Source organism: Paracoccus sp. 08, from assembly GCF_024105395.1.
Lineage (GTDB): Bacteria > Pseudomonadota > Alphaproteobacteria > Rhodobacterales > Rhodobacteraceae > Paracoccus > Paracoccus marcusii.
In genome coordinates this window covers 55001-81047 of sequence record NZ_WEKR01000065.1, presented here as the reverse complement: position 1 = coordinate 81047, position 26047 = coordinate 55001, and the positions used below count along the sequence as shown (strand labels likewise).

General features: G+C 66.8%; 22 protein-coding genes, 1 tRNA gene, 2 rRNA genes and 2 pseudogenes (1 of these 27 only partly in view). 14 read left to right on the top strand and 13 right to left on the bottom strand.

What is annotated here, in order from left to right; all coding sequences use genetic code 11:
* Positions 1-204: 204 nt before the first annotated feature.
* The gene (locus tag GBO37_RS16195) at positions 205-900 is read right to left on the bottom strand and encodes a haloacid dehalogenase type II (protein WP_252930011.1); all 696 of its coding nucleotides are present in this window, start codon (positions 898-900) and stop codon (positions 205-207) included.
* Positions 901-1673: 773 nt separating this feature from the next.
* Here GBO37_RS16195 and GBO37_RS16190 point away from each other — a divergent pair.
* The 3 genes from GBO37_RS16190 (at position 1674) to GBO37_RS16180 (ending at position 4832) form a co-directional block, all read left to right on the top strand.
* On the top strand, positions 1674-2237 hold the full coding sequence (locus GBO37_RS16190; protein ID WP_239441310.1) for a DNA-3-methyladenine glycosylase: 564 nt from the start codon (positions 1674-1676) through the stop codon (positions 2235-2237).
* A gap of 89 nt (positions 2238-2326) precedes the next feature.
* Positions 2327-3559 (top strand): GAF domain-containing sensor histidine kinase, encoded by a 1233-nt coding sequence (locus GBO37_RS16185; RefSeq protein WP_252930010.1) that lies wholly within the window; start codon positions 2327-2329, stop codon positions 3557-3559.
* Positions 3560-3644: 85 nt separating this feature from the next.
* Complete coding sequence (locus GBO37_RS16180; protein WP_252930009.1) at positions 3645-4832, top strand: MFS transporter; 1188 nt, start codon at positions 3645-3647, stop codon at positions 4830-4832.
* A gap of 6 nt (positions 4833-4838) precedes the next feature.
* Here the strand turns inward: GBO37_RS16180 and GBO37_RS16175 are convergent, their stop codons facing one another.
* The 4 genes from GBO37_RS16175 to GBO37_RS16160 all read right to left on the bottom strand — a co-directional run bounded on the left by GBO37_RS16175 (position 4839) and on the right by GBO37_RS16160 (position 8129).
* Entirely contained in the window at positions 4839-5399 is a 561-nt protein-coding gene (locus GBO37_RS16175) for an SAM-dependent methyltransferase (protein WP_252930008.1), read from the bottom strand.
* Positions 5389-6078, bottom strand: a complete 690-nt coding sequence (locus tag GBO37_RS16170; protein ID WP_252930007.1) for a PIG-L deacetylase family protein — start codon at positions 6076-6078, stop codon at positions 5389-5391. Before GBO37_RS16170 ends, GBO37_RS16175 begins: the two co-directional genes overlap by 11 nt.
* Positions 6075-6536, bottom strand: coding sequence for an acyl-CoA dehydrogenase family protein (locus GBO37_RS16165; protein WP_256481100.1), 462 nt, complete (start codon positions 6534-6536; stop codon positions 6075-6077). Before GBO37_RS16165 ends, GBO37_RS16170 begins: the two co-directional genes overlap by 4 nt.
* 576 nt (positions 6537-7112) lie before the next feature.
* Positions 7113-8129, bottom strand: a complete 1017-nt coding sequence (locus tag GBO37_RS16160; protein WP_252930005.1) for a glycosyltransferase family 2 protein — start codon at positions 8127-8129, stop codon at positions 7113-7115.
* On the opposite strand from GBO37_RS16160, the gene GBO37_RS16155 reads away from it, so the two are divergent.
* Positions 8128-8301 carry a hypothetical protein gene (locus GBO37_RS16155; RefSeq protein WP_252930004.1) on the top strand — a complete coding sequence of 58 codons (174 nt, stop codon included), beginning with the start codon at positions 8128-8130 and terminating at the stop codon, positions 8299-8301. The two genes, GBO37_RS16160 and GBO37_RS16155, sit on opposite strands and share 2 nt — an antisense overlap.
* 68 nt (positions 8302-8369) lie before the next feature.
* On the opposite strand, the gene GBO37_RS16150 is transcribed toward GBO37_RS16155, so the two are convergent.
* Both GBO37_RS16150 and GBO37_RS16145 read right to left on the bottom strand, forming a co-directional pair.
* Positions 8370-9167, bottom strand: a complete 798-nt coding sequence (locus GBO37_RS16150; RefSeq protein WP_252930003.1) for a sulfotransferase — start codon at positions 9165-9167, stop codon at positions 8370-8372.
* A 109-nt stretch (positions 9168-9276) separates the two neighbouring features.
* Positions 9277-9717, bottom strand: coding sequence for a pyridoxamine 5'-phosphate oxidase family protein (locus tag GBO37_RS16145; RefSeq protein ID WP_045982374.1), 441 nt, complete (start codon positions 9715-9717; stop codon positions 9277-9279).
* A 194-nt stretch (positions 9718-9911) separates the two neighbouring features.
* Between GBO37_RS16145 and GBO37_RS16140 the strand changes: the two genes are divergently transcribed.
* Together GBO37_RS16140 and GBO37_RS16135 are read left to right on the top strand one after the other, a co-directional pair.
* Positions 9912-10298 carry a hypothetical protein gene (locus GBO37_RS16140; protein WP_157001455.1) on the top strand — a complete coding sequence of 129 codons (387 nt, stop codon included), beginning with the start codon at positions 9912-9914 and terminating at the stop codon, positions 10296-10298.
* A gap of 107 nt (positions 10299-10405) precedes the next feature.
* Positions 10406-11074, top strand: a complete 669-nt coding sequence (locus tag GBO37_RS16135) for a DUF1236 domain-containing protein (protein WP_252930002.1) — start codon at positions 10406-10408, stop codon at positions 11072-11074.
* Between the two features lie 285 nt (positions 11075-11359).
* Here GBO37_RS16135 and GBO37_RS16130 read toward each other — a convergent pair whose 3' ends face one another.
* Positions 11360-11893, bottom strand: coding sequence for a hypothetical protein (locus tag GBO37_RS16130; RefSeq protein WP_252930001.1), 534 nt, complete (start codon positions 11891-11893; stop codon positions 11360-11362).
* Between the two features lie 316 nt (positions 11894-12209).
* On the opposite strand from GBO37_RS16130, the gene GBO37_RS16125 reads away from it, so the two are divergent.
* The 5 genes from GBO37_RS16125 to GBO37_RS16105 are packed head-to-tail and all read left to right on the top strand — an operon-like array spanning position 12210 to position 21122.
* On the top strand, positions 12210-13361 hold the full coding sequence (locus GBO37_RS16125) for a glycosyltransferase (protein WP_252930000.1): 1152 nt from the start codon (positions 12210-12212) through the stop codon (positions 13359-13361).
* Positions 13358-15646 (top strand): UDP-galactopyranose mutase, encoded by a 2289-nt coding sequence (glf, locus tag GBO37_RS16120; protein WP_252929999.1) that lies wholly within the window; start codon positions 13358-13360, stop codon positions 15644-15646. The genes GBO37_RS16125 and glf overlap by 4 nt, the downstream gene beginning before the upstream one ends.
* Positions 15639-17741 carry a glycosyltransferase gene (locus tag GBO37_RS16115; protein ID WP_252929998.1) on the top strand — a complete coding sequence of 701 codons (2103 nt, stop codon included), beginning with the start codon at positions 15639-15641 and terminating at the stop codon, positions 17739-17741. Before glf ends, GBO37_RS16115 begins: the two co-directional genes overlap by 8 nt.
* On the top strand, positions 17731-18828 hold the full coding sequence (locus tag GBO37_RS16110; protein WP_252929997.1) for a zinc-binding alcohol dehydrogenase: 1098 nt from the start codon (positions 17731-17733) through the stop codon (positions 18826-18828). The genes GBO37_RS16115 and GBO37_RS16110 overlap by 11 nt, the downstream gene beginning before the upstream one ends.
* A 20-nt stretch (positions 18829-18848) precedes the next feature.
* On the top strand, positions 18849-21122 hold the full coding sequence (locus tag GBO37_RS16105; RefSeq protein ID WP_252929996.1) for a glycosyltransferase family 4 protein: 2274 nt from the start codon (positions 18849-18851) through the stop codon (positions 21120-21122).
* A gap of 224 nt (positions 21123-21346) precedes the next feature.
* On the opposite strand, the gene GBO37_RS16100 is transcribed toward GBO37_RS16105, so the two are convergent.
* Positions 21347-21523, bottom strand: coding sequence for a hypothetical protein (locus GBO37_RS16100; protein ID WP_157001453.1), 177 nt, complete (start codon positions 21521-21523; stop codon positions 21347-21349).
* Between the two features lie 295 nt (positions 21524-21818).
* On the opposite strand from GBO37_RS16100, the gene GBO37_RS16095 reads away from it, so the two are divergent.
* The 3 genes and pseudogenes from GBO37_RS16095 (at position 21819) to GBO37_RS16085 (ending at position 23304) form a co-directional block, all read left to right on the top strand.
* Entirely contained in the window at positions 21819-22277 is a 459-nt protein-coding gene (locus GBO37_RS16095; RefSeq protein ID WP_252929995.1) for a hypothetical protein, read from the top strand.
* 15 nt (positions 22278-22292) lie between these two features.
* Positions 22293-22499, top strand: coding sequence for a patatin-like phospholipase family protein (locus GBO37_RS16090; RefSeq protein ID WP_252929994.1), 207 nt, complete (start codon positions 22293-22295; stop codon positions 22497-22499).
* A 47-nt stretch (positions 22500-22546) separates the two neighbouring features.
* A pseudogene (locus tag GBO37_RS16085) lies at positions 22547-23304 on the top strand (IS5 family transposase).
* Between the two features lie 27 nt (positions 23305-23331).
* Here GBO37_RS16085 and GBO37_RS16080 read toward each other — a convergent pair.
* The 4 genes and pseudogenes from GBO37_RS16080 to GBO37_RS16065 all read right to left on the bottom strand — a co-directional run.
* A pseudogene (locus GBO37_RS16080) lies at positions 23332-23791 on the bottom strand (transposase); the annotation flags it as partial.
* Between the two features lie 208 nt (positions 23792-23999).
* Positions 24000-24076: transfer RNA gene (locus tag GBO37_RS16075), tRNA-Met, on the bottom strand.
* A 61-nt stretch (positions 24077-24137) separates the two neighbouring features.
* Positions 24138-24252: ribosomal RNA gene (gene rrf / locus GBO37_RS16070) — 5S ribosomal RNA — on the bottom strand.
* A 96-nt stretch (positions 24253-24348) separates the two neighbouring features.
* Positions 24349-26047 (bottom strand): 23S ribosomal RNA (locus tag GBO37_RS16065); it runs 1134 nt beyond the window's last position.

Here is a 26047-nt window from a genome sequence, read left to right as displayed (position 1 = left end):
AGCCGTCGGAGCCGTCGGAGCCGTCGGAGCCGTCGGAGCCGTCGGAGCCGTCGGAGCCGTCGGAGCCGTCGGAGCCGGATGGGTCTTTTGGAATGTCATGTCCACACCTGAAGACAAGGCTGGTCAATAGCGGCTCAATCCGATGCATATTGGAACGGTAACGCCCGGCGGAAACCGGTCTCCAATGCCCCTTGGCATGACCGATCACGCCCCTGCCCGGCCCCAACGCGCGGCGATGGTCTGCGCCAGTCCGGCAAGGTCGGGGGCCGTCACGTCAGGCTGCGGCACGCCCGGCAGCACCAGCGCCGCGTTCACGCCATGGGTCACCAGCGCGCCCTTGCCGCCCAGCGCCTGCATCCCGATCGTGTCCCAGACATGGCAGGCCACCAGGCAAAGATCGGACAGCGGTACCGCCAGTGCCTCGGCCACCAGTTGATAGGTCTGGGGCGCGGGCTTGAAACGGTTGGTCGGCTGGACGCTGAAGCTGGCCTCGAAATGCTGCGCCAGGCCCGAGCGGTCCAGCGCGGTCCCTCCCGCAGAGGGCGGCGAGTTGGTCAGTGTCACCAGACGGAACCCCCTGTCCCGCAGACGGACCAGCGCCGCCTCGGCATCGGGATGGGCGGGCAGCGTGCCCATAGTCCGGCGCAGCGCATCCTCATGCCCCTCGGTGATCGCCACGCCCCTAATCTCTCCGATCATGCGCAGCACCGCGACGGCCAAGGCGCCGAAATCGCTGCGCAGTCCGGTGATCGTCAGGGTCTGGGAATAGAGGATCAGCTGCGCGAACCAGTCGCGCATGACGGCCCCGTCGCCGAAGATGTCATCGAACAGCGGACACAGGTGGTCCAGGTCCAGCAATGTCTCGTTGACGTCAAAGACCAGGATGGGGCGCGGGGACATGGGGGCGATCCTGATCGGTTGACGGTCATGCAGAACCATCGGTCGCGATTATCGTTCCCTGCGACTGCCCTACGGCGAAGTTCTGGCCAATGCAGGTTGGACGCCCCTGCTGACCACCATCGCGGGCGGCAGCCGATGCAGCCTTTCCGGTGGTGAAAGGCGCGCCGTAACCCACGTTTTTTCATTGTCACCCGCGTGATCCACTGCGCCTGGCCCTGATCGAACACTTGTCCACCTATGGACGGCACTGGGTGCCGCCGAGTCGGCAAAGGCGGTGCGGAACGCCATCGGACCGTCCATGGCCGGGTCTATCACCATCATTTTCGGTTCGTGCCACGCCGGGCCTGGGTCGATCGAGCATCGGCCATGCATTCGCCTCAGCACCAGAAGGGTGCTAAGACCGTCCGCCATGGCGGTCACGGTCATCGGCCTGTGGGGCCGCCTCGCCTTTGCCAATCTGCCGCCGCGTGAGGTCCAGGACGGGCGGACGGTCAGCCCGAACGTGGTCGATGTCCCGCCTGCATTGAACATCCGGGCGTTCAACTTGGGCGTTGCGTACCGGGATCGGAGGCATGATGCAGAGGATGCGGGTCTGACCGCCGCCCCCTGTAACCGTCCAGTGGCCGAGGGCACTGCGGCGACACGCCAGTCGGGTCTCCATAAGGGATCAGGCGCGGTCCCCGTCCCCTTACCACCCGTCCGCGCCAAGGTTTGGCAATCCCGGCACGTTCATGCCACAAGGCCCCTGCTGCAACGGGATCGGAAGGGATGCCATGTCGTCGTTCATGCAGCAGATCGCGGGACTGGACGCCGTGGCCCTGGCCCGTCGGCTGATCGGTGCGCGGCTGACCGTCCGCGGCGCCGGCGGGACCATCATCGAGACCGAGGCCTATGCCCCAGACGATCCCGCCTCGCACAGCCATCGGGGGCCGACGCCGCGCAATGCCTCGATGTTCGGCCCGGCGGGCCACGCCTATGTCTATCGATCCTACGGCATCCACCTGTGCCTGAACGTCGTGGCGACCCCCGGCGCGGCCGTGCTGATCCGCGCGCTGGACCCCGACACCGGCCTGGACCTGATGCGCGCCCGCCGCCCCGCCCCCCCGCTGTGCAGTGGGCCGGGGCGGTTGACGCAGGCGCTGGACATCCGGCCCGACGATGACGGCGCCGCCTTCGACGGTCCCGATTTCGGCATCGTCCTGGCGGCGGCGGTGCCCGATCTGCTGGTCGGGCCGCGGATCGGGATCAGCCGGGCGCAGGACCTGCCATGGCGGTTCGGCCTTGCCGGGGCGGCGGGGCTCAGCCGGCCATTCCCGCGGGCGCGCCCGGATCGCTGACGGCGGGGCTGCGGAAAAGACACTGTGCATTCCCGCCGCCCTGCAATACAGATGCGGGCCGACAAACCGTCCAATGCCGGGGATCATCGATGGATTTGCACAGCAGCGACCACCCCAGGCAGGACCACGCGGCCTATCAGGCCGGACAGCATGATTTCCAGTCCGACATCCAGCGCCTGGCCGAGAACGAGCTGGTCGGGACGATCCTGGAGACGGTGATGCTGGCCACGCGGATGCGCTTTGCCGGGGTGGCGCGCGTCACCGCCGACCGGTGGGTCGCCTGCCGCACCGTCGACGACCTGAAATTCGGGATCGCCGCGGGCGACGAGATCGAGATCGGGTCGACCTTCTGCCAGACGGTCCGCAAGACTTCCGAGATGATCATCTTCAACGAGGCGTCGTCCGACCCGGTCTATCGCGACCATCCCATCGCCGCGACCTTCGGCATCGTCAGCTATGCCTCGGTGCCGATCTTTCGCGGCGACGGCAGCTTCTTCGGCACGCTGTGCGCCATCGACACCGAAACCAAGGACGTGAACAACGCCCGCACCGTCGCGATGCTGAAGATGTTCGCCACCATCATCGGTGGCACGCTGGACACCGCCGAACGGCTGGACGCCCAGGAACGCATGATCGAACAGGAACGCAAGCTGGTCCGCATCCAGGAGGAGTTCACCGCCATCCTGGGCCATGACCTGCGCAACCCCGTCACCGCCCTGCGGTCGGGCATCCGCATGCTGGGCAAGGAGCCGCTGACCGAACGCGGCCGCGGCCTGATCGGGCTGATGCAGTCCTCCCTGCACCGGATGGGCGAGTTGGTCGAGAACATGATGCTGCATGCCAAGGCGCGGCTTGGCGACGGGATCACCGTCGCGGCCACGCCCGACGCCCCCCTGGGCGACGCCATCGCCCAGGTCGTGGCCGAGATCCGTCTGGCCGCGCCCCAGCACCGGGTCACGACCGAGCTGGATTTCGGCGGGCCGGTCTGCTGCGATCCGTCACGCATCGCGCAGGCGGTGTCGAACCTGGTGTCGAACGCCATCAACCATGGCGACGCCGACACCCCGGTGACCGTGCATGGCCGCCGCACCGACGGCGCCGTCGTGATCGAGGTCCAGAACGAGGGCGAGCCGATCCCTGAGGCCGCCCAACGCGCCATCTTTCAGCCGTTCCAGCGGGGCCGGACCGCCGAAAGTTCCGGGCTGGGCTTGGGCCTGCACATCGCGTCGTCCATCGCGCAGGCGCATGGCGGCACGATCGCGGTCGCCTGCGGGGACGGCACGACGACCTTCAGCCTGACCTTTCCGGTCCTGCCCGCCTGACCGCGCGCGCCGTCCGAAACGGTTGCCCCCCGGCGCCCCGATCGGCCATTCTGCCCCCTGACGCAATCGCCAGTCGGGACGATCGATGACCAGACCCCAAGGACGCCACCGGCTGCCCCCCATCGCGGTGATCGCGATCGCGCAGCTGTTCGGGACATCGCTGTGGTTCAGCGCCAACAGCGCGGCAGAGGGGCTGATGCAGGCCTGGGGCGCGACCGCGGCCGATATCGGCCTGCTGACCAATGCCGTGCAGGCGGGCTTCATCGTCGGCACGCTGGTCATGGCGCTTGGCGGCCTGGCGGACCGGTTCGCCGCCAGCGCGATCTTTGTCGTCTCGGCCCTGGCGGGGGCGGCGTTCAACCTGGGTTTTGCATGGCTGGCCCAGGATGTCGCGACCGGCGCGGGGTTCCGGTTCCTGGTCGGGCTGTCGCTGGCCGGGATCTATCCCATCGGCATGAAGATGATCGTCAGCTGGGCGCCCGACCGCGCGGGGCAGTCGCTGGCCCTGCTGGTGGCGATGCTCACGCTTGGCACCGCGCTGCCGCATCTGCTGCGTTCGACCGCGGGGGCGGTGCCGTGGCAATGGGTGGTCGCGACCTCGTCGGGTCTGGCCGTCATCGGCGCCGCCATGATCCGCGCCCTGGGCGACGGCCCGCATCTGGCGCGCCCCGCCCATCGCGGCAGCGCCGGCGCCCTGCGGGCCTTTGCTATCCCCCGGTTCCGTGCCGCCGCCTTCGGCTATTTCGGCCATATGTGGGAGCTTTATGCCTTCTGGACCATCGTCCCGCTGCTGGTGGCCGCGACTGGTCTGGCGGACGCCTATCCGGGGCTTGGCGTGTCGGGCCTGTCCTTCCTGATCATCGGTGCCGGGGCCGCGGGGTGCCTGGCGGGCGGCAGCCTTGCCCGCGTCCTGGGCAGCGCGCCGATAGCCCTTGCGGCGCTGATCCTGTCGGGGGCCAGCGCCCTTTGCATGGTCACGCTCTGGCCGGTGCTCCAGCCGGGCTGGCTTCTGGTCCTGCTGGTGGTCTGGGGCGCCACCGTCGTGGCGGATTCGCCGCAATTCTCGGCCCTCTCCGCGCGCGCCTGTCCGCAGGATGCGGTGGGGGCCTCGCTGGCCATCCAGAACGCCATCGGCTTTGCCATCACGGTCGCATCGATCGCGCTGACGACGGCGCTGTTCCAGCGCATCGGCCCCACGGCCGTCTGGCTGCTGATCCCCGGGCCCGTCGCGGGTGTCCTGGGCTTCCTGATCGCCGCGCGCCCGCGGCGGTGATCCCGGTCAGGCCGGAAGGGCAAATCGGTCGATGCGAAAGCCGTCATGCCCCGTGCTGTCCGATGGTCCCAGGACAGCCTGCAGAATGGCCACGGCCCGGGGTCCGTCCAGCGCCTCGTCGGTCGGGCCGGTCCAATTGACGGCGATCACCGGGCCCGTCGCCCGGGCCCGCAGCCAGCCGCCAAGACCGGTGATCTCCTGGGGGGTCAGGAAATACAGCACCTCGGACAGCAGGACCAGATCGGGGCGCAGGTCCGGCAGGTCCTGGGGCGCGCAGCCCTGCAGGACGGTGACCTGCGGCAGGGGGTCCAGCACCTGCCGCGCCGACCGGATCGCGGCGGGGATGCAGTCCATCACCGTCAGGCGGTCGCACCGGTCGGCCAGTCGCCGCGCCAGCGTGCCGTTGCCGCACCCGATCTCCAGCGCGGCCCTGAACGGGCCGTGCCCGATGGCGTCAAGCGTGGCGGCGTACTTGCCGGCCTCATAGGGGCTGGTGCGGTGATTCCAGGGATCGTCGCTGGCGGCATAGAGGCGGGCCAGATGGTCCAGCGTTTCCCTATGGGGCAATGACAATCTCCGGATGGGTCAGGAAATGGGCCTGATGGGTGTCGGTCATGACGAACCCCGTCGGGTCGTCGTCGATCAGCCCGGTCATCTGCGACCTATGACAGGCCAGCGCGCGCCGCTTGGCCGCCACCGCCGCATCCGAAGCCGCGATCAGCCGGACCTCCGCCGCGCGGTCGGTGAACCGCCCCCAGACCGGATAGAAGGCCAGCGCGAGATCCGCCCGCATGGCGGCAAGGCGCATGGCAAGACGCGCGACCTGCTGATGATCGACGTGCGGGTCGTGTTCCCAGGTCGCAAGCACCAGCGCGTCGGGCGCGATCAGCGCCGACACCCGTTCCGCCGCCTGCGCGTCGTCGGGGGCGGCACAATCGGGATAGCCAAGACATGTGACCCGCGCCGCGGGCGCCAGGATCGCGCAGGCGGCGCGCAGTTCCGCCGCACGCGTCGCGGCCAGCACCGGGGCGGGCCAGCGCCGCGATCCGGGATGCGAGCGCGTGCCGTCGGTCGCGCAGATGACGTGACACGGGGTGCCCTGCGCGGCCGCATCGAACAGCAGCGCGCCGCAGCCCAGCGTCTCGTCATCGGGATGCGGGGCCAGGATGACCAGCGGGCGGCCCTGCATCAGCGAAGCGGGCGTCAGCGACGGGGCGGATGCCGCATGGTCCAGAAAGCCGCTCATCCGATCCACCGCCGGTGCAGGTCGGGGTCGGCCAGGATCCGGTCCACCGATGACAGGGCCAGGGCATCCGGGCCAGCCTGCCGCAGGTATAGGCCCAGATCCCGCCGGATGCGGTCGGCCGGATGCGCCGTGGCGAATGACGCGGCCCCCAGCGCCTGGTCCATGTTGGCCAGCAGGGCCACGGCCTCGTCTGTCGTGCGCAGGCGGGCCAGGATCGCGGCCTGGGCATCGGCTGCGGTCGCGGCGGGACGCTCGATCCGGCAGGCGGCCTGGGCCAGCCACAGGCGGACCGTCTCGCAGGCCGTGATCATGCGGTGCAGGCGCATCGCCTGAAGGGGGGCATCCTGCTGGCCGCGGGCGCGCAGCTGATCGGCGGTCAGGGCCGTCAGCCTGCGCATCGCCCCCAGCTGGACCGCGGCACAGCGCCAGACGCCGCCGTGGAAATGCGGCTCGGTCAGATAGGCGTCGGGCGCGCCCCGGGGTCACGGCCTCCGCCACGGCCAGCCCGACCAGGTCGCAGCGACCCGATGCGGTGGCCTTCATCCCCGACATGTCCCATTCGCCGGGAAACAGCCGCCCGTCCAGCTGGTCGCGCGCGAACATCAGCAGGTGCAGCCCGGCATCCGACCGCACAGTGACGATCATGTGGTCCAGCACGTCCGCACCGCTGGCGAACAGCTTCTGCCCGCGGATGACCGAACCCTCGATCCGCGCGGGGTCAGGACCGTCGGCGCCCCAGATGCCGTAAAGCGCCCCCTGCGCCACGGGCGCGGTCGGACCGTCATGCAGCATCAGCAGCTTGACGGCGTTCACATGCCCCTCGAACAGCCGCCCGGCGGACAGGTTCGCGCCGCCCACCCGCTGCAGCGCGTCAAGCAATACCAGCGGATCACGCGGGTGATGGGCCAAGGTCAGACATTCCGCCAACAGCCCGCTGTCGCGCAATGCCGCTGCCAAGGCAGGGCCCGACGGGCCGTCGGCACCGTCCGGCAGAGCATCGGCGATCATCCGTTCGGCACGGTCGATGGCGTCGGTCATCCGACCACCATCGCGGCGTGCCGGTCGGACCAGCGGGCAAAGTCCGGATCGACGGTCCCGTCGACCAGCGCCGCCAGATCCGCCAGCCGCGCCTCCAGGTCCGAGGCGCGCAGCGTCGGGCCGGCCGGAACGCTGCGGTCGGGATAGGCGCGGATGGACCCTGACATCGCCTCGTCCCACATCGCGCACAGCGCGTCGGGCAGGATCATGGCCTGATCGGCCAGCGGATCGGCATCCTGCATCCGATGGCGCAGGCAGGCGGCCATGCCGCCATCGGCGCGCCCCTGCAGTCGCCCGGACACGCGCGCCGTCATGTCGCAGGAATAGCGGACGGCCAGGCCATGCGCCTCGGCCCGAAAGACCAGGGCGCGATCCTCTCCGAAATCCAGCGCCGGCAGGCCACCGATGGCCCGGTACAGATCCGCACGGATCGCCATCGACGCGCCGGATTCCATGTAATGCGGGGTCTGCGACTGCGCGGACTGGCGCCCCGCCACCTGGTCCAGCCGGTGGCGGACCCTGCGCAGCAGCGCGCTGTAGGCCTCCTCGGCCCGGGTGATGCGCGCGCCTGAAGGGGTGGCCAGAACATGCGGGACATCGGCGCTGATCGATCCGCAGATCAGATCGGCCCCGTCACCCATCGCGTCCAGCGCGGCCCGGATCCAGCCCTGCGCCGGGATCGCGTCGGCATCCGTCGTCATCAGCAGCCCGCCGGTCCTGGCGGCCAGGTCCATCGCCACCCGCCGCGCGCGCCCGGCACTGGCGGTCGATACCGGAAAGGTGACGGAATGCACCGACACCTGCAGCGCAGGGCTGCGAAAGGACCGGGCGATCCGTTCGCTGGCATCTGTGCAGTTGTTGGCCAGCACTAGGGCCGTGACAGGCAGATCACAGGCTTGGGCGGCCCCGGCCAGCGCCTCCAGCAGTCGGTGCAACCGCTTGGCCTCATCGCGCACGGGGATGGCGACAGTGACGTGGCGCAGTGCGGGACGGGTATCGTGCCAAGGGGTCATGAGCATCCGTATCATGCAGGAAGGTCCGGCCAGGGCGGTCGACCGGCGACGGATGCATGACCGGATTGTCCTGCGCATCCGCCTGCAAAACGGACGCATGACAGGGCAGTTCCTGAACCTGCGCCTGATAAAGATCAGGCTTCATGGCATCGGTTCCCTGAAATCGGCGTGATTTCAGCAGGCTATGGACAAGTGCAGGACGGCGGCTTTCTTCAGGCGCAGTGTCCCGCCTGCGTTCCATCAGCCGGTGATGGCCTTTCCACCTGTCCAGGCGTCTTCGGCCGCTGTCCTGACCGACCGCAACGGGTGGGACAAGCGAGGACCGACAGGTCTTACCTCAAGCCCCGGTCCATAGCCCCATGCCGCGGCACGCTCTGCCTGCGACGGGGTCATCTGCGGCGCCGATCCGTAGTCCAGATTGCCGTCCCGGACCGTCGCGTCCATCCGGGACGGGGAAAGCGACATGAAGGCGTGAACGCTGTTCACCACCGCCGCGGGCGATGCCACTAAGTCCTCGTACCGGATGACCATGGCCGCGTGCAGGTGGGACAGGTCCTGGTGCATCTGAGAGTGCGCGTCCAGCCAATGGTCGATCAGATGATGGGCTGGTCCATCGACCCATTTCGCGACCGCCGCCGCCACGGCCTCGGGGTGGCGGATGATCAGCAGGAATTGCGACAGCGGGAACAACTGTTGGTACAACCGTGTCCGCGTCAGGTTCACCGGCGACTTCTCGACCCGCCACGGACGATCGCCGTCGAACCATGGGTTCCAGTCGTGTTCCAGGCGCAGACGGGTCTCCAACCGGTCCAGCGGGTGGCCCTCAGTCAGGTGCTGACGCGGATCGGTCGCGAAATGCATCGGCCGGCCGTGCTGCGCGGTATGCGGGATGGCGCCCTGCAGATAGCACCCCTCGTTCTCGGGCACCGGCGCGTCGCTGATTGCGGCAACTGCGTCATGCGCCGCCATCAGCCGCGTCAGAAGCGATGTCCCGGACCGGTGCAGGCCACCCACGAAAAGATAGCGGTGATGCAGCATCAGGATGCCATTCCCCTGTCGAAATGTCGCTTGATCGTCTTCAGGCCGAGGTCGTTGAAAGACCCGCGGACGGCATGCCGGCCCGCGGGTCTTTCGGGATTGCGATGGATCAGGCCCGGGGGGCGACCTCGCCCTCTTCCTCGCCATCCCAGTAATGGATGCGCACGGCGGCGACCTTGATCAGCGCCATGCCCGGTGTATCGATGCCGTCCGGAAACCACCGTTCCAGATCGCTGGTCCAATGGTCGGCGAACGTGGCCTTATCGCGGATGATGCCGGCCTCGCCCTCGACGGCCACGAACAGCGGCGGCGCGCCCAGAATGCCTGCGCGCCCCTGGAACGACAGGGCGACATGGGGGTCGCGTTCGATGTCGGACACGGTGCGCGTGTCGTCATAGGTGAAGTAATAGCTGTCTCCGTCCCATTCGACATCGGAATTGTTGCTCATGGGCCGGGTTGCAAGCTGACCACCCTCGGTCCGGGTGGTCAGCATGGCAAAGTCGATCTTGCCCATCGCCTTTGCCAGATCGCCTATGGTTCTGTCGGACATGTGAACTCCTGACTGCCGTATCGGCTTCTGGCCCATGAACGCGCGGCCGTGGTCATTCGATCCATGACCCCTGCATCGCGGTGATCCTTCGTGCGATCACCGGCATTCACATGACCGGCAGGGTGCGGCAACCCACGCGCCGGTCGGGGGTTGTCCTTTGCTCCGTTGTCGGAGCCAGCATCAGGAGCATGACGATGACCCCAACCTTTCCAGGGATTGCCTTGGCGACCGCGCTGACGCTTGCCTTGGTCGCACCCGTCGCGGCCGATCCGGGCCGTGGGCGCCATCACGACAACGACCGCAACCACGCCCATCAGGGGTGCCCGCCGGGCCTTGCCAAGAAATCGCCGTCCTGCGTTCCGCCGGGTCAGGCAAAGCGCGATGACATCCGCTATGGTCGCGGCGTCGGCGACAGGCTGCGCGTCGAGGACTATGTCCTGGTCCGCGACCTGAACCGTTACAATGTCGAACGCCGAGAGGGTTGGCGCTATTACCGCAGCGACGATCAGTTGTACCGGGTCGATGCCGAGACGCGTCAGATTCTGGCCGTGATCAACCTGGCCCGCGCGCTTTTCAACTGAAGATTGCATTTTATGCATTTGTGAACGGTCCGGTTCGGAACCGTCGATCGGTGCGGCAAGTTTGCACCGCATCATGGGGCAGCATGCCCGAGAGACAGGAGATTACCATGAAAGCGTATCTTGTTCCGACCTTGGTTGCGGCCCTGACGGTTGCGGGGGCCGCCTCGGCGCAGACGATGGCCACCGTTGCCACGGATTTGAACGTCCGGTCCGGCCCGGGCGTCCAGCACGGCGTGATCGGCGCCATCGGCGCGGGGGACGAGGTGTCGGTCCTGGGCTGCATCGACAGCGCGAACTGGTGCCAGGTCAGCGGCGACGGTCTGGAGGGCTGGGCCTATGGCGACTATCTGAACGTCAAGGCGGGCGACGAGGTCGTTTCGCTTTATCCCAACCGCGAGACGGTCGGTGTGACCATCATCGAGGCCCCTGTCGAGGACCCGACCACCGGGCAGGACGCCGCCGTGGGCGGTCTAGGCGGCGCGGCGATGGGTGCGCTGATCGGCGGCCCGGTCGGGGCGGTGGCCGGTCTTGCCATCGGCGGCGCGACCGGTGCTGCCGCAGCCGAGGAGCCCACGACCGAAGTGACCACCTATGTCACGTCGAACACGGTGGATCCCGTCTATCTGGACGGCGAGGTCGTGATCGGCGCGGGCGTTCCGGAAAACGTGACGATCTACGAGATCCCGGATCAGCCGGATTATCGCTATGCGCAGATCAACGGCCAGACGGTGCTGGTGAACCCGCAGGATCGTCAGATCATGTATATCTATCGCTGAACGCTGTTCGCGGAAACGGCGGGCATGGCCTTTGGCTCATGCCCGCCGGACAGAGATTGCTGAAAGCATGGGCCTAACGATGCTTGCCCATTCTTCCAGTCACTGGGTCTTGGGTTCTACCGGCAAGGGTAATTTCGCGTTTCAGTCGGTCCATGACAGATCGACTACGTCGGCCCGATTTCGTGGAACCTTACAGGTCGCAATCTGAAAATCGGCCGTCGCCCATCGCCACCGGCCGCTGTCCCGCAGTCACCGCTGCGCCCTGATGACGGGCTCAGCGTGTCGTCACATCGCCTCCAGCTGGTCGACCGCTTCCTGACAGGCAGCCTCGTCCCCTTCGGCAAGAGCGCGTTCCGCATCGGCGATCAGGCTGTCGCGATCGGGCATGGCCTCGTCTCCCTCGGCCTCTTCCGCGGCGGTCGGTTCGCCTTCCTGCTGCGCCTGCACGTCGCTGCCGGACATGGCGACGGCCGTTCCAGGCTCTGCCTCTGTTCCCTCCAGCGGCGCAAGCGAGCCGTCCTTGGCGATGCCCTCGCCCGAGGCGCCGTCGGCCCCATCGGCTGCAGGCATGCCGGACGACGCATCGGCCGACGCATCGGGGGCATCCGCCTGGGTGTCATCGCCCGCCGGTTGCTCCAGCGGCGCCAGCGATCCGTCCTTGGCAATGCCCTCGGTCCCGCCTGACGCAGCACCCGCGCTGTCGCCGGTCATCGCGGCGGTATCGGTAAAGTGTGCCAGATCGGCGGCGCAATCCGCCTGCGCCATGCCGGCAAATGCGCAGATCGCGCAGCCGGCCATCCAGGTCATCGAATACTTCATGTCTCGTCTCCCATGATGCAGCGTCTCCTCCTCAGAAGACGTAATGAAGCTCCTGCCTGCGCCCGATGTTCCAGCAGATGACCTATAACGTTTGCTAATCAGCACCTGTCCGGCCGGGCGGTCGGCACCGAACGCCGCAACCCGGCAAGCCGATGAAAGGCAACGGGTTCGTCCGAACGGCGGATGGCACAGAATGCAAAACCTGCCCCAGCAACGCTGACATTAATCAAGTTGCGTGGTCGTTAACCCTGATCTTAGCTGAAACATGTCGTGAACATCGCGATGTCCTACGGCGTTCTCTTTCAGCGGCGGCCCCATGCATTCTCGTCGTCTTGTCGTCATCTCGGATCATTGCAGCGATGGTCCGCCAGTCCCGGTGACGCATCCGGCGCAGATCGACACCATCCTGCCGCCGCCCCCGACGGGACAGGTCACCGTCACCGGTGGCTATCTGGAGCGCCTGCCCTTGGCAGCGATCGCGGCGGGCATCGTCGATACCGCCGAGATCTGGAGCTTTGCCGGGCGCTGCGGCGAATCCGATGCCAGCCAGGGCCTTGCCGCGGGCCGGGCCGATCCGGACCGCCCCGGCCTGACGCGGCGCGTCTTTCGCGCCGACGCGCATGACGCCCCGTACGGATCGGCCGAGGCGGTGCGCCATCTGCAGCAGACCGGCGCGCCGGACATCCTGTGCGTCTGGGGCCTGGGGGTCGGGCACGACATCATGGATGCGGCACGCGGTGCGATCACCATCTACAATTCCATCGACGCGCCGGCACTGCGGATCCCTGACGACCTGGCGGCGCGGTTCGACCTTTTCCTGACCGGTGCCGCGTGGCAATCGGCCGAAATAACGGCGCGCATCCCCGGCGCCCGCACGCGCGTGCTGCCCATCGGCCCGAACTTTGCGTCCGACGTGACCTTTCATCCGACCGGTGCGGCCAAGGATCGCGACGTGGTCTATGTCGCCTGCGCGCAGCCCTACAAGCGCCACGACATCCTGTTCGATGCGATGGAACGCCGCCCCGGCACCACGGCCCTGCTTGTGGTCGGATACGGCGACGACGACCTGCGCGCCGACGCCGACCGCCGCGGCCTGGACGTCGAGATCGTGGGGCCCCCGGGTGTGGATCATGACGCCGTCAACCGGCTGATCAACCGCGCCCGCATCGGCGTGGTCTGCGGTCAGCATGACGGCGCCCCCGCGATCCTGACCGAATATCAGCTGGCCGGCCTGCCGGTGCTGGCCAATGCGGACCTGGTCTGCGGGCTGGACCATGTGCCTGCATCGGCCGGAACCATCGCATCCCCTGGCGCGCCCTTTGCCGCCGCGCTGGACGGGCTGCTGGCATCGCCGCCCGCCGATCCCCGCCCCGACGCGATCGCCCGATGGGGCTGGCGCGCCAGCATCGCCTGCCTTGGCCAAGACATCGACGCGATCCGCAGCGGTCGCGGGAAGGAGCCGTCATGACGCCCCGCGACCTGTCGCACCCCGCGACGACCGACAAGCCCGCCCTGATCTGCCTGTCGCATCTGCGATGGGATTTCGTGACCCAGCGGCCTCAGCACCTGATGGACCGCTTTGCCCGCGATTACCGCGTGCTATTCTGGGAGGAGGCGATCCCCACCACGCATCACCTGCCTTATCTGGAGTTCCACGCCTTTCACGGCACGACCGTCCAGGCCGTGCGCCCCCGCATTCCCGACCGCTGGTCGCCCCAGGATCAGGCCGCGGGCCTGGTGGGTCTGTTCGACCAGATGCTGGCCCTGAACGGGATCGTGCGCCCGGTCCTGTGGCTGTACACGCCGATGATGTGGCCCGTCGTGCAGCATGTCGATGCCGCGGCCGTGGTCTATGACTGCATGGACGAGCTGGCCTCGTTCCGCTTTGCGCCGCCCGCGCTGGCCGGGCTGGAGGCCGCGCTGATGGCATCGGCGGATCTGGTGACCACCGGCGGCTGGTCCCTGTGGGAAGCGCGGCGCAACGATCACGCCAATATCCACGCCTTTCCCTCCTCGGTCGAGACGGGGCATTTCGCGACCGCACGGACGGGACTTGCCGAACCCGACGATCAGGCCGGCCTACCCGGCCCGCGGCTTGGCTGGTACGGAGTGATCGACGAACGCGTCGATCTGGACCTGATCGCGGGATTGGCCGCGGCGCGGCCCGACTGGTCGGTGGTGATGATCGGTCCGGTGGTCAAGATCGACCCCGCCAGCCTTCCCCGCGCGCCCAACCTGCATTGGCTGGGCCAGAAGAGCTATGACCAGCTGCCCGCCTATCTGGCGGGGTGGGACGTGGCGCTGATGCCCTTCGCGATGAACGAGGCGACGCGCTACATCTCTCCGACCAAGACGCCGGAATATCTGGCCGCCGGATGCCCGGTCGTGTCCACCCCGGTGCGCGACGTGGTGCGCCAGTACGGCCATCTGCACGCGGTCCGCATCGCCGACGGCCCGGCGGCCTTTGTCGCGGCCTGCGCCGATGCGCTGGCGGATGCCCCGGCCGACATCTGCACCGAGGCCGACGCGGTGCTGGCCCGCCAAAGCTGGAACCTGACGCAGGCCCGCATGGCGGCGCTGCTGGACCGGGCGGTCGACCGACGCCGGCGGCCTGCCATCCCCCGCCCCTGCCGCGCGCAGCCCCGTCCCGACGTAACCATCTGCGGCGCGGGGTTTGCCGGCGCGGTCATGGCGCGCCAGCTGGCCGAACAGTCGGGCAAGCGGGTGCTGGTCGTCGACCGGCGCGACCATATCGGCGGCAATGCCTTTGACGAACAGAATGCCGACGGCCTGCTGATCCACCGCTATGGCCCGCACATCTTTCACACCAACGCCACCGAGGTCGTCGATTTCCTGTCGCGCTTCACCGAATGGCGGCCCTATGCGCACCGCGTGTTGGCCGATCTTGGCGATCGCCGGGTGCCGATGCCGATCAACCGCACGACGCTGAACATGCTCTATGATGCCGGGCTGACCGGCGACGCGGACACCGCCGCCTTCCTGGCGGCGCGCGCCCGGCCCGTGGACCCCATCCGCACCGCGCGCGATGTCGTCGTCTCGGCCGTGGGGGACGATCTGTACCGGCTGCTCTTCGAGGGTTACACCCGCAAGCAATGGGGGCTGGATCCGTCCCAGCTGGACCCCTCGGTCACGGCGCGGGTGCCAACGCGCACCGATACCGACGATCGCTATTTCACCGACCGGTTCCAGGCGATGCCGCGCGATGGCTATACCGCGATGTTCGCGCGCATGCTGGACCATCCGGGGATCGACGTGCGCACGGGCACCGATTTCCATGACATCGACCCGGCCGATCGCGGCGCGCTGACCGTCTATACCGGGCCGATCGACGCCTATTTCGGCCACCGCTTCGGCGCGCTGCCCTATCGCAGCCTGACCTTCGCGCACGAGACCCTGCCCCAGCGCCAGTTCCAGCCGGTGGGTGTCGTGAACTATCCCGACCCGGACGTGCCCTTCACGCGGATCACCGAATACAAGCACCTGACCGGGCAGGACCACCCGATGACGGCGATCACCCGCGAATATCCGTCGGACCGGGGCGATCCCTATTATCCCATCCCCTGCCCAGAGAACCAGGCGCTGTTCCGCCGTTATCAGGCGCTGGCCGATGCGGAACCGAACGTGATCTTTGCCGGTCGTCTTGGCAGCTACCGCTATTACAACATGGACCAGGTGGTGGCCCAGGCCCTGGCGCTGCACCGGCGCATGATGGCGGTCCCCGCGCATGCCTGACCGGTTGCTGCTGGTCACCGACAGCGCCGAACCGTCGGGCGTGGGCGCGCATATGGTCGCCCTGGCCGCCGCGCTGGCGGAGCGGGGGCTGCGCCCGGAAACGCTGTGGCCCGACCATCCGGCGGGCCGCGCCCTGGCTGCGCAGGTCACAGCGGCGGGCGGCATGGCCGCGGTGACGGACACCGGGGCGATGGCCCGGGCGGTTGCGGACTGGGCGGGGCAAGGCCGCGGAACGGTTCATGTCCACGCCGGCATCGGGTGGGAGGGGCACGCCCTGACCCGCGCCGCCCATGCCGCCGGCGCGACCGTGCTGCGCACCGAACATCTGCCCTGGCTGCTGACGGACCCTGATCAGATCGCCGAATACCGCACCGCGCTGGCCGGGGTGCACGGCGTGATCGCCGTGTCGCGCCAGGCCGCGGACGGGTGGCGCCGGGCGCTTGGCCCGGGAACATCCGTCCGCGCGGTGCCCAACGGCATCCGCCACCGCCCCGCGCCACAGGCGGACCGCGACGACCGGATGATCCTCTGCGTCGGTCGCCTGACCCCGCAAAAGGCGCAGCGCGTCCTGTTGGGGGCGCTGGCCCGGCTGCGGCGGGGCGGCGGCGACGCACGGGTCGTGATCGTCGGCGACGGTCCGGGCCGGCTGCTGCTGGACCGCGCGATCCGCCGGTTGGGCCTGCAGGACCATGTGACCTTGGCCGGGCGACGCGACGACGTGCCCGCGCTGATGGCGCAGGCCGGCATCCTGGCCCTGCCCTCGCGGTTCGAGGGGCTGCCACTGGTCGCGCTGGAGGCGATGGCCGCCGGCCTGCCCGTCGCGGCCAGCCGGATCGGCGGCACCGTCGAGGCGCTTGGCCCCGGCCACCCCTGGCTGCACTCGCCGGGCAACAGCCGCGCCCTTGCCGACCACCTGGCCGCGGCGCTGCGCGATCCGCAGGCGCGCGCACGCGTGGCGCAGGCGCAGCAGGACCGTTTCACCGCGCATTTCACTGCCGCCCGCATGGCCGGCGACACCCTGGCCGCCTATCGCGCCGCCCGCGCAAGGAAGGAAAAACCGTCTATGGACCGTATCAGACTGGGCTTCATCGGGGCGGGCGGCATCGCGCATCGCCATTTCGGCGTGCTGCAGACCATGCCCGACGTCCAGGTCGTGGCCATCTGCGACACCGACCCCGCCCGCGCGCAGGAGGCCGCAGACCGCATGGGGGCCACGGCCCATCACGATCACGACGCGATGCTGGCCGCGCATGATCTGGACGCCGTCTACATCTGCGTGCCGCCCTTTGCGCATGGGGCGCCCGAACGGGCCTGCATCGCGCGGGGACTGCCGTTCTTCGTCGAAAAGCCGATCACCCTGGACGTCGATCTGGCCGAGCGGATCGCGGCAGAGGTCGAGCAGGCCGGGCTGATCACCGCCGTCGGCTATCACTGGCGCTATCTGGACACGATGGACGAGGCGCGCGCCCATCTGGCGACCAATCCCGCGCATCTGATGCAGGGATTCTGGATCGACCAGACGCCGCCGCCGGAATGGTGGTGGCGGGCCAACGGATCGGGGGGCCAAGTCGTCGAACAGGCGACCCACATCATCGACGCTGCACGGTTCCTGGCCGGCGACGTGACCGAGGTGTTCGGCCTGTCCGCACGGCGCGACCGCGACGACTTTCCCGGCCTGACCGTGCCCACCGCCACCGCGGCCACGCTGCGCTTTGCGTCGGGGGCGGTGGCCAACCTGTCGTCGACCTGCCTGATGCGGTGGAACCACCGCGTCGGCCTGCATGTCTTCAGCGACGCCATGGCGATCGAGATCACCGATCACGACCTGATGGTCGACGTGGGCCAGGGCCGACCCGTCCGGCAGGCCAGCGGTGATCCGGTCTGGCGCGAGGACCGCGATTTCGTCGAGGCCGTCATGGGCCGCGAGAACCGCATCCGCTGCGACTATGCCGAGGCGCTGCTGACCCATCAGGTCGCGCTGGCCGTGGGCCGGTCGGCCGAAACCGGAACCCTTGTGCGGATGGAGGGGCTGCGGGCCGACCCGCAGCCCACCTTTTGTCCTGCCGCTGCGGCGGGCGCCGACGATGCCGCATGAACATCGCCACATCCGGTCGCTGGCCATCCTGGACCAGGGCCGTCCGGGCTTCTTCGGCTATGACGAAGGGCCGGCGGGGGACGGGCAGGTTCGGCTGGACCTGCTTTATACCGGGCTGTCGGCGGGGACCGAGCTGACCTTCCTGAAGGGCACCAACCCCTATCTGCACAGCCGGTGGGACGATGTCGCGGGCCGCTTCGTGCCCGGCGAGCCGTCGGCCCGGTTTCCGGTCAACTTCCTGGGCTATATGGAAAGCGCCCGCGTGATCGACGCGCGCGCGCCGGGCTGGCGGAACGGTCAGGTGGTCGGCACCGCCTTCGGTCACAAGACCGGACATACCGCCGATCCGTCCCACGACCTGCTGACGGCGCTGCCCGACGGGATGGACCCGATGCTGGGCATCTTCGTGGGCCAGATGGGATCGATCGCCGCAAACGGCATCCTGCATGCCGATGCCGAGGCCTTCGGCGCCGCCGTCCCGCATCTGGGCGCCAGCCTGGACGGGCGTCCCGCGCTGATCTGGGGTGGCGGCACGGTGGGCCTGTTCTGCGCGCTGTTCGCGCAAGCCGCTGGCGCATCCGAGGTGGTGGTCGTCGATCCGTCGCCCTTCCGCCAGGACATCATCCGCAAGCTGGGTATGATCCCGATGGACGAGGACGCGGCCGTGGCCCATGCCAAGTCCGCGTGGCACGACCGTCACGGCGGCCGCGGCGCCGAGGTGGTGTTCCAGACCCGGGCCCATTCCGACAGCCTGCACCGCGCGCTGGCCGCCCTGCGCCCGCAGGGCACGGTGATCGACCTGGCCTTCTATCAGGGTGGCCTGCCGGACCTGCGCCTGGGTGAGGAATTCCACCACAACGGCCTGCGCCTGATCTGCGCCCAGATCAACCGCATGCCGCGCCGTCTGGCCGCAAACTGGAGCCAGCGGCGGCTGGCCGCGGAAACCGTCCGCCTGCTGGAGCGCATGGGCCCCGCCATCAGTCAGCATCTGATCACCCATGTCGTGCCCTTCGACGAGGCGCCGCGGTTCCTGGAACGCCTGGTGGCCGAGCGGTTCGATTTCCTCCAGGTCGTCTTCGCGACCTGATCCCGCCAAGGAGCGATCCGATGAACGACGATCTGAACCAGCCCTGGGGCGTTCAGCCGCCCCAGGACCTGCCCGTCCCGCATCCTGACGCCGGCAAGATTCGCATCCTGTTCGTCCTGGCCTGGCTGGTCGTCGGCGGAGAGGAGACGGAACTGCGCCTGCTGGCCCGCACCCTGCCCCGCGACCGGTACTGGATCGACGTCATCCCCTGCTTTCGCAAGGAGGGGATGCCCGACCAGACAACCGACCAGCTGCGCGCGCTTGGCATCCATGTCGACACGACGCCCTATGCGCTTGGGTTCGACGACACCATCGACTATCTGCGCCGCAAGATCTGCGGGGCCGACGTGGTGGTCAGCTGTCAGAACGTTGCCGACATCTATCCCGCGATGGAGCGTCTGGCCCTGCGCCCGCCCCTAATCGAACATGGCGGGCTGGTCAGCGAGGCGCTGGCCGGGCCCAAGCACCTGACCGCGCGCTATGTGGGCGTCTGCGACAGCATCCGCGCGGCGGCGGCGGGACGCATGCCCGACCGGCCCGACCATGCGGTCGAGATCCCGTCGATGGTCGATCTGACCGAGTTCGATCCGGCACGCCGGGCGCCCATCCGCGCGGCGCTTGGCATCGCCGACGACCAGGTGCTGATCGGATGGGTCGGCCGCTTGGACCGCAAGAAACGGGTCGAGGATTTCCTGGCCGCCGCGATGCGCGTCGCCGCCAGCCATCCGCAGGCGCGGTTCGTCGTCATCGGCGGGCCGGACGCCTTCATGCCGGAATACGCGCTGCAGCTGCAGGCGCTGGCGGCACCCCTTGGCGACCGCGTGATCTTTACCGGCGACCGGGCGGACGTGCCCGACCTGCTGGCGGCGATGGATGTCTTCTGCTGGCTCAGCCGGGGCGAGGGCATGCCCCATGTCATCGCCGAGGCCGGGGCCGCGGGCCTGCCCGTCATCGCCACCCCCGACAACGGCGCCCTGCAGCAGATCCGCGACGGCGTCAGCGGCCTGTTCGTGCCGCACGAGGATCCCGGGGCGGTTGCCGCCGCCATGCGTCGGCTGATCGACGATCCGGCCCTGCGGCACGGCCTGGGGTCGGCGCTGCAGGCCCATGTGCGCGCAACCTATTCCGCCACGGTCGTGGTGCCGCAATGGCAGGCGCTGATCGACACCGTTCTGGCCGAACAGGCCCCGGCGCCGGTGCCTACGCTGTTCACCAGCGTGATCCAGGGGGGATGGGAATCCTCGACCCATCGGCGGCGCGACGGGCGGCGGCTGGATGTCATCGCGGCCATCGGTCACGACACCCATGCCGCCCAGGATTACCTGCAGCTGCAGGGCCTGGGCATCCGCACCTGCCGCGACGCCCTGCGCTGGCCGTCGATCGACGCGGGCGGCGCGCTGGACCTGGGATCCTGGACCCCGATGCTTCAGGCGGCGCGCGACACCGGCACGCAGGTGATCTGGGACATGATGCATTACGGCTGGCCGGACGATCTGGACGTCTGGTCCCCGGCCTTCGTCGACCGCTTTGCCCGGTTGGCCCGCGCCGCCGGTCGGCACCATCGCCAGGTGACGGATGCCGTCCCCTTCTGGTGCCCGGTGAACGAGATCAGCTTCCTGTCCTGGGCCGGCGGGGATGCGGGCTATCTGAATCCGTTCGCCGGGGGCCGCGGGTTCGAGCTGAAGGTCCAGTTGGCCCGCTGCTATCTGGCCGCCCGCGCGGAGCTGGTGGCCATCGACCCGCGGGCGCGCTTCGTCACCGCCGAGCCGCTGATCGCGGTCCAGCATGCCGATTGGACCGGTCGCCCGCTGTTCGAGGCGCATGGCTGGCACGACGCCCAGTTCCAGGCCTTCGATCTGATCGCGGGCCGCATCTGGCCGCAGATCGGGGGATCCGAGGCCGCGCTGGACGTGGTCGGCGTCAACTATTACTGGAACAACCAATGGATCCATGGCGGCCCCCCCATCGACGTCGATCATGCGCTGCACCGCCCCCTGTCAGATCTGCTTGTCGAGATCGCGGCGCGCTATGACCGCCCCATGATGCTGGCCGAGACCGGGACCGAAGGCGCGCGCCGCGCCGCGTGGTTCGATCATGTCATGACCCAGACCCATGACGCCCGCCGTCGCGGCGTCCGGGTCGAGGGGGTATGCCTCTACCCCGTTGCCGACCACCCCGGATGGGACGACGACCGCATGTGTCCGAACGGCCTGCTGGGCGCAGACCCCAGCAGCGGCGCACGCGACGTGTACGCTCCATTGGCACGCATGTTGCAAGGAGTGTCACAATGGTAATGTCGAGGAATATAGGCACAAACCCGCAGCAGCGCTGGTTATCCAGTTTCAGCAAAATGTGTTTGCTTGGTGTCCCAGGTGAATCATCGCTAGAAGTGGCGCTGACCTATCAACCAGTCTGAATTGGTTCGGCAAGGTTTACCGGTAGAACCGATATTTCACGCATCTGTTTGCAGATAGGAGCCTGACTGGAAACGCAGCCTCTGACACCTTGTGGACTACGTTTATTGCGATCCGGTCATGCGTTTCAGCTGCTGATCATCAGTCAGGCGTTCGATGCCAAAAGCTTCCAATGCTTTGACGATGATGTCCGTGGGCGAATCCCCCGCTTCGGCTGCCGCAGTCTCCAAGCCACGGCGAAGGTCGTCGGGAAGGTCAATTGGTGGGGTCGAACCGGTCATGTTCCGCTCTCCTGTGTCGTTTCATCGAACATGTCAGCGCGTCATGCGGTTCCCAAGCTTGCACGTCCTGTGAGGTCTCCCCACCAATAGGCCAAGCGCCGCTTCCGGGGTTACAGGTACACTAGAAAGCAACGTACTGCGTCCGAGTTTCCAAATACGGTCGGGAATGGATTGGCCGTCGCTGGTGGCACGACGCCTTCGAACCAGTGCTTTGCCCGAAACGATGACGACGTCATGGCCAGGAACATTTGCTGCGGCTGCCGGTTGCCGGACCTCCACCGAAAAGGAGGATCCGATGAACCACCCACGCGTCTTTGCAGTCATATCTTCCCACGCCGTCCTGACCCAGTCGAGGCTCAGGCTCGCTCCACCTGTCATTGACGCCACGCCGACGATCCTGCCGGCAAGCGACCTTTTCGGGTGGAACGTTCATATCGCAAACAGGCGTATGACAGCCGGCACGGCAAGCAGCTGCGTCAGCCGGCACCTCTGCCAGCATCAGACTGCCGCCGTGACTGCTGACAGAGTGCCAAGCGTTGATGATATCGCCAACCATGCCGCCACCGCCAAACCCCTGCGCGCCAGGCAGGCAAGACCAACGTTCGATCTCACCTTACCGGCCAGCCAGATCTCCGACCATGAGCCGCCCCTGATCGTGCGTACAGCCCATGCCCGCGACATCACCGAACAGCCGCTTTGGAGCGTGCCTATGGGCGCCACGCCAACCATCGGCACGCCTTTGAACGGACAGTAAATGGGGAATGACGGAATGCAGACCTGGTTGTGCCTGTCCGGCGGAAACGCATTGGGGGCCTTTCATGCCGGCGCATGGAAGGCGATTCAGGACGCAGCGCTGAACGTCACACGCATCTCGGGCGCCTCGATCGGGGCGATCGTCGCGGCGGTCATCGCGGGCAATCAGCCAGACCGGCGCGTCGAAAGCCTGGACCGCTTTCTTAGGCTCCAGACCCATTGATTTTACGCCTTTTGCGTGATTCAGGCCGCCGCAAGGAGACCTGATCAATGAGCAACCTGTTCTGGCTGACGGAGGCGCAGATGGTGCGTCTTCTCCCGTTCTTTCCCAAGAGCCATGGTCGCCCGCGTGTGGATGATCTGCGGGTTCTGAGCGGCATTATCTTTATCAATCGCAATGGCTTGCGATGGTGCGATGCTCCGAGAGAATATGGACCGGCCAAGACCCTCTACAGTCGCTGGAAGCGTTGGAGCGATAACGGCGTCTTCGCACGGATCATGGTCGGCCTGGCTACCGAAAGCATCGATCCGAAGACGATCATGATCGACGCGACTTATCTGAAGGCGCATCGTACGGCTTGCAGCCTGCGCGCCAAAAAGGGAGGCGCAGTCGCCAGATTGGTCGAAAGAAAGGCGGCATGAACACAAAGCTGCACGCCGTCGCCGATGCGAAAGGCCGACCGATCCGGTTGTTTATGTCGGAAGGGCAGGTCAGCGATTACACCGGCGCGGCGGCGCTTCTGGACAGCCTGACACAGGCCGACTGGTTTCTGGCAGACCGAGGCTACGACGCTGACTGGCTTCGGCAAGCATTGCAGGACAGAGGAATAAAAGCCTGCATCCCCGGCAGGATGTCGCGCAAGAAGACTGCGAAATACGATAAACGCCGCTACAAAAGGCGCAATCACATCAAGATCATGTTCGGTCGTCTGAACGACTAGAGACGTGTCGCCACACGTTACGACAGGTGCCCGGAGACCTACCTCTCCGCAATCGCGTTGGCCGCAACCGTCCTGTTCTGGATGTGATCAAGAACGAGATGCCGTAACGGGGCCTTTGCGGATCTCCGGATTGTCGGGCGGCCGCTCGCGACGCACCGTCTTCGGATCGACACCGACCAGGACGCAAGCCCGGCGTTGCGAGATGACGTGATCCCGCATCGCYTTGAGCACYGCGTCCCGCCGCGCTTTCGGTGTCGTCAGGCCTCAGCCATGGYCCTTGGACCAGTGGCGTCCCATGGCTTCGATCCCAGAAGATCCTTCAGCACGATGTTGTCGAGCATGGCATCTGCCAGCAGACGCTTCAGCTTGCCGTTCTCGTCCTCGAGCGCCTTCAGCCTTTGGGCATCGGACACGTCCATGCCGCCATACTTGGCCTTGAGCTTGTAGAACGTCGCCNGGCTGAGACCATGCCGACGACAGACATCCGCCGTCGCCATTCCGTCGACGCAGTACGTCGACCCTGCTCCTTGATCATCCCAATGATCTGCGCCTCRGTGAAGCGGCTTTTTCTCATGTCGTCTGCTCCTTCGTGATGAAGCAAACTCTACATTAAACCGAGGGACGTTCCGGGGGGCAGGTCAGGTCAAGTTCTGAGGGGCAGAGCAGCCCCCGCGTTTCGCGGCGGCCTTGTTCAACGTTGATGTGGCGTTGAGTTGCTTTGCGGACATGCGAAAGCCCCCGCGGTGAGGCGGGGCGCATGTCTTTGATCTAGCGATCTATTTTGGTTGCGGGGACAGGATTTGAACCTGTGACCTTCAGGTTATGAGCCTGACGAGCTACCGGGCTGCTCTACCCCGCGCCAAGGTTGTCCTGATCGGGTTTGTTTCATCGTATCAGAGAGATATTGCGTTTCTTACCAGGTCTGGCGGTGACCTACTCTCCCACGTCTTAAGACGCAGTACCATCGGCGCAGCGGCACTTAACGGCCGAGTTCGGGATGGGATCGGGTGTTTTGCTCGCGCTAGGGCCACCAGACCAGGAAAGAAACGCTCAGCGTCGGACCCTTTCGAGGGGTCTGATATTGTCCAAGGATGCTTTGGAGGAAGGAGGGTAATCCTGCTTCTTCCGGATCAAATCAAGCCTATCGAGCCATTAGTACCGGTCAACTGAATGCATTGCTGCACTTACATCTCCGGCCTATCGACGTGGTGGTCTTCCACGGCTCTCAAGGGAGACCTTGTTTTGAGGGGGGCTTCACGCTTAGATGCCTTCAGCGTTTATCCTGTCCGTTCATAGCTACCCAGCACTGCCGTTGGCACGACAACTGGTCCACCAGTGGAACGTCCACCCCGGTCCTCTCGTACTAGGGGCAGCTCCTCTCAAGTCTCCAACACCCACGGCAGATAGGGACCGAACTGTCTCACGACGTTCTAAACCCAGCTCACGTACCTCTTTAAACGGCGAACAGCCGTACCCTTGGGACCTGCTCCAGCCCCAGGATGAGATGAGCCGACATCGAGGTGCCAAACGATGCCGTCGATATGGACTCTTGGGCATCATCAGCCTGTTATCCCCAGCGTACCTTTTATCCGTTGAGCGATGGCCCTTCCACTCGGGACCACCGGATCACTATGGCCGACTTTCGTCTCTGCTCGACTTGTCAGTCTTGCAGTCAGGCTGGCTTCTGCCATTGCACTCAACGACCGATTTCCGACCGGTCTGAGCCAACCTTCGCGCGCCTCCGTTACTGTTTGGGAGGCGACCGCCCCAGTCAAACTACCCACCACGCAGGGTCCCGGACCCGGATAACGGGCCGCGGTTAGACATCAAGAGTGCGAAGGGCGGTATCTCAAGGATGGCTCCACGAGGACTAGCGTCCCCGCTTCAAAGCCTACCGCCTATCCTGCACATCGCAATCCTGATGCCAGTGCGAAGTTGTAGTAAAGGTGCATGGGGTCTTTCCGTCTAACCGCGGGAAGTCTGCATCTTCACAGACAATTCAATTTCGCTGAGTCCACATTTGAGACAGCGGGGAAGTCGTTACGCCATTCGTGCAGGTCGGAACTTACCCGACAAGGAATTTCGCTACCTTAGGACCGTTATAGTTACGGCCGCCGTTTACCGGGGCTTCAATTCAAGGCTTGCACCTCTCCTTTTAACCTTCCGGCACCGGGCAGGCGTCAGACCCTATACGTCGTCTTACGACTTCGCAGAGCCCTGTGTTTTTAGTAAACAGTCGCCACCCCCTGGTTTGTGCCCCCGGCCTCTGCTTGCGCAAAAACCGGGCCTCCTTCTCGCGAACTTACGGAGGTATTTTGCCGAGTTCCTTAAATGTGGTTCTCTCAAGCGCCTTGGTATTCTCTACCAGTCCACCTGTGTCGGTTTAGGGTACGGTCTTGTGGAGGGCTATTTCCAGGGACCCCTAAGCAGCCCGATCAATCCGTTAAGATCGAACTACCCTCGGGATCCGTCACCATCTCCTGGCCCAGGAATATTAACCTGGTTCCCATCGACTACGCCTTTCGGCCTCGCCTTAGGGGCCGGCTTACCCTGCTCAGATTAGCTTTAAGCAGGAACCCTTGGACTTTCGGCGACAGGGTCTCTCACCCTGTTTGTCGCTACTCATGTCAACATTCTCACTTCTGATCACTCCACCGGTTGCCTCACGGCCCGGCTTCACAGTCAGAACATTGCCTCCGTAGACCATTGCTGGGCTAAAGAGGCAGCGTTCTATATCACAGAACGCTCCGCTACCACGCACTCTAAAGTGCATCCAAAGCTTCGGCTCGTGGCTTGAGCCCCGTTACATCTTCGCCGCAAGACCTCTTGA

Coding starts and splice junctions, on each gene's coding strand:
- GBO37_RS16140 (WP_157001455.1), top strand. CDS start 9,912: ATGACCCCAACCTTTCCAGGGATTGCCTTGGCGACCGCGCTGACGCTT.
- GBO37_RS16180 (WP_252930009.1), top strand. CDS start 3,645: ATGACCAGACCCCAAGGACGCCACCGGCTGCCCCCCATCGCGGTGATC.
- GBO37_RS16170 (WP_252930007.1), bottom strand. CDS start 6,078: ATGAGCGGCTTTCTGGACCATGCGGCATCCGCCCCGTCGCTGACGCCC.
- GBO37_RS16115 (WP_252929998.1), top strand. CDS start 15,639: ATGCCTGACCGGTTGCTGCTGGTCACCGACAGCGCCGAACCGTCGGGC.
- GBO37_RS16195 (WP_252930011.1), bottom strand. CDS start 900: ATGTCCCCGCGCCCCATCCTGGTCTTTGACGTCAACGAGACATTGCTG.
- GBO37_RS16185 (WP_252930010.1), top strand. CDS start 2,327: ATGGATTTGCACAGCAGCGACCACCCCAGGCAGGACCACGCGGCCTAT.
- GBO37_RS16110 (WP_252929997.1), top strand. CDS start 17,731: ATGCCGCATGAACATCGCCACATCCGGTCGCTGGCCATCCTGGACCAG.
- GBO37_RS16190 (WP_239441310.1), top strand. CDS start 1,674: ATGTCGTCGTTCATGCAGCAGATCGCGGGACTGGACGCCGTGGCCCTG.
- glf (WP_252929999.1), top strand. CDS start 13,358: ATGACGCCCCGCGACCTGTCGCACCCCGCGACGACCGACAAGCCCGCC.
- GBO37_RS16130 (WP_252930001.1), bottom strand. CDS start 11,893: ATGAAGTATTCGATGACCTGGATGGCCGGCTGCGCGATCTGCGCATTT.
- GBO37_RS16100 (WP_157001453.1), bottom strand. CDS start 21,523: ATGACCGGTTCGACCCCACCAATTGACCTTCCCGACGACCTTCGCCGT.
- GBO37_RS16135 (WP_252930002.1), top strand. CDS start 10,406: ATGAAAGCGTATCTTGTTCCGACCTTGGTTGCGGCCCTGACGGTTGCG.
- GBO37_RS16090 (WP_252929994.1), top strand. CDS start 22,293: ATGCAGACCTGGTTGTGCCTGTCCGGCGGAAACGCATTGGGGGCCTTT.
- GBO37_RS16105 (WP_252929996.1), top strand. CDS start 18,849: ATGAACGACGATCTGAACCAGCCCTGGGGCGTTCAGCCGCCCCAGGAC.
- GBO37_RS16155 (WP_252930004.1), top strand. CDS start 8,128: ATGAGCATCCGTATCATGCAGGAAGGTCCGGCCAGGGCGGTCGACCGG.
- GBO37_RS16160 (WP_252930005.1), bottom strand. CDS start 8,129: ATGACCCCTTGGCACGATACCCGTCCCGCACTGCGCCACGTCACTGTC.
- GBO37_RS16145 (WP_045982374.1), bottom strand. CDS start 9,717: ATGTCCGACAGAACCATAGGCGATCTGGCAAAGGCGATGGGCAAGATC.
- GBO37_RS16150 (WP_252930003.1), bottom strand. CDS start 9,167: ATGCTGCATCACCGCTATCTTTTCGTGGGTGGCCTGCACCGGTCCGGG.
- GBO37_RS16125 (WP_252930000.1), top strand. CDS start 12,210: ATGCATTCTCGTCGTCTTGTCGTCATCTCGGATCATTGCAGCGATGGT.
- GBO37_RS16095 (WP_252929995.1), top strand. CDS start 21,819: ATGAACCACCCACGCGTCTTTGCAGTCATATCTTCCCACGCCGTCCTG.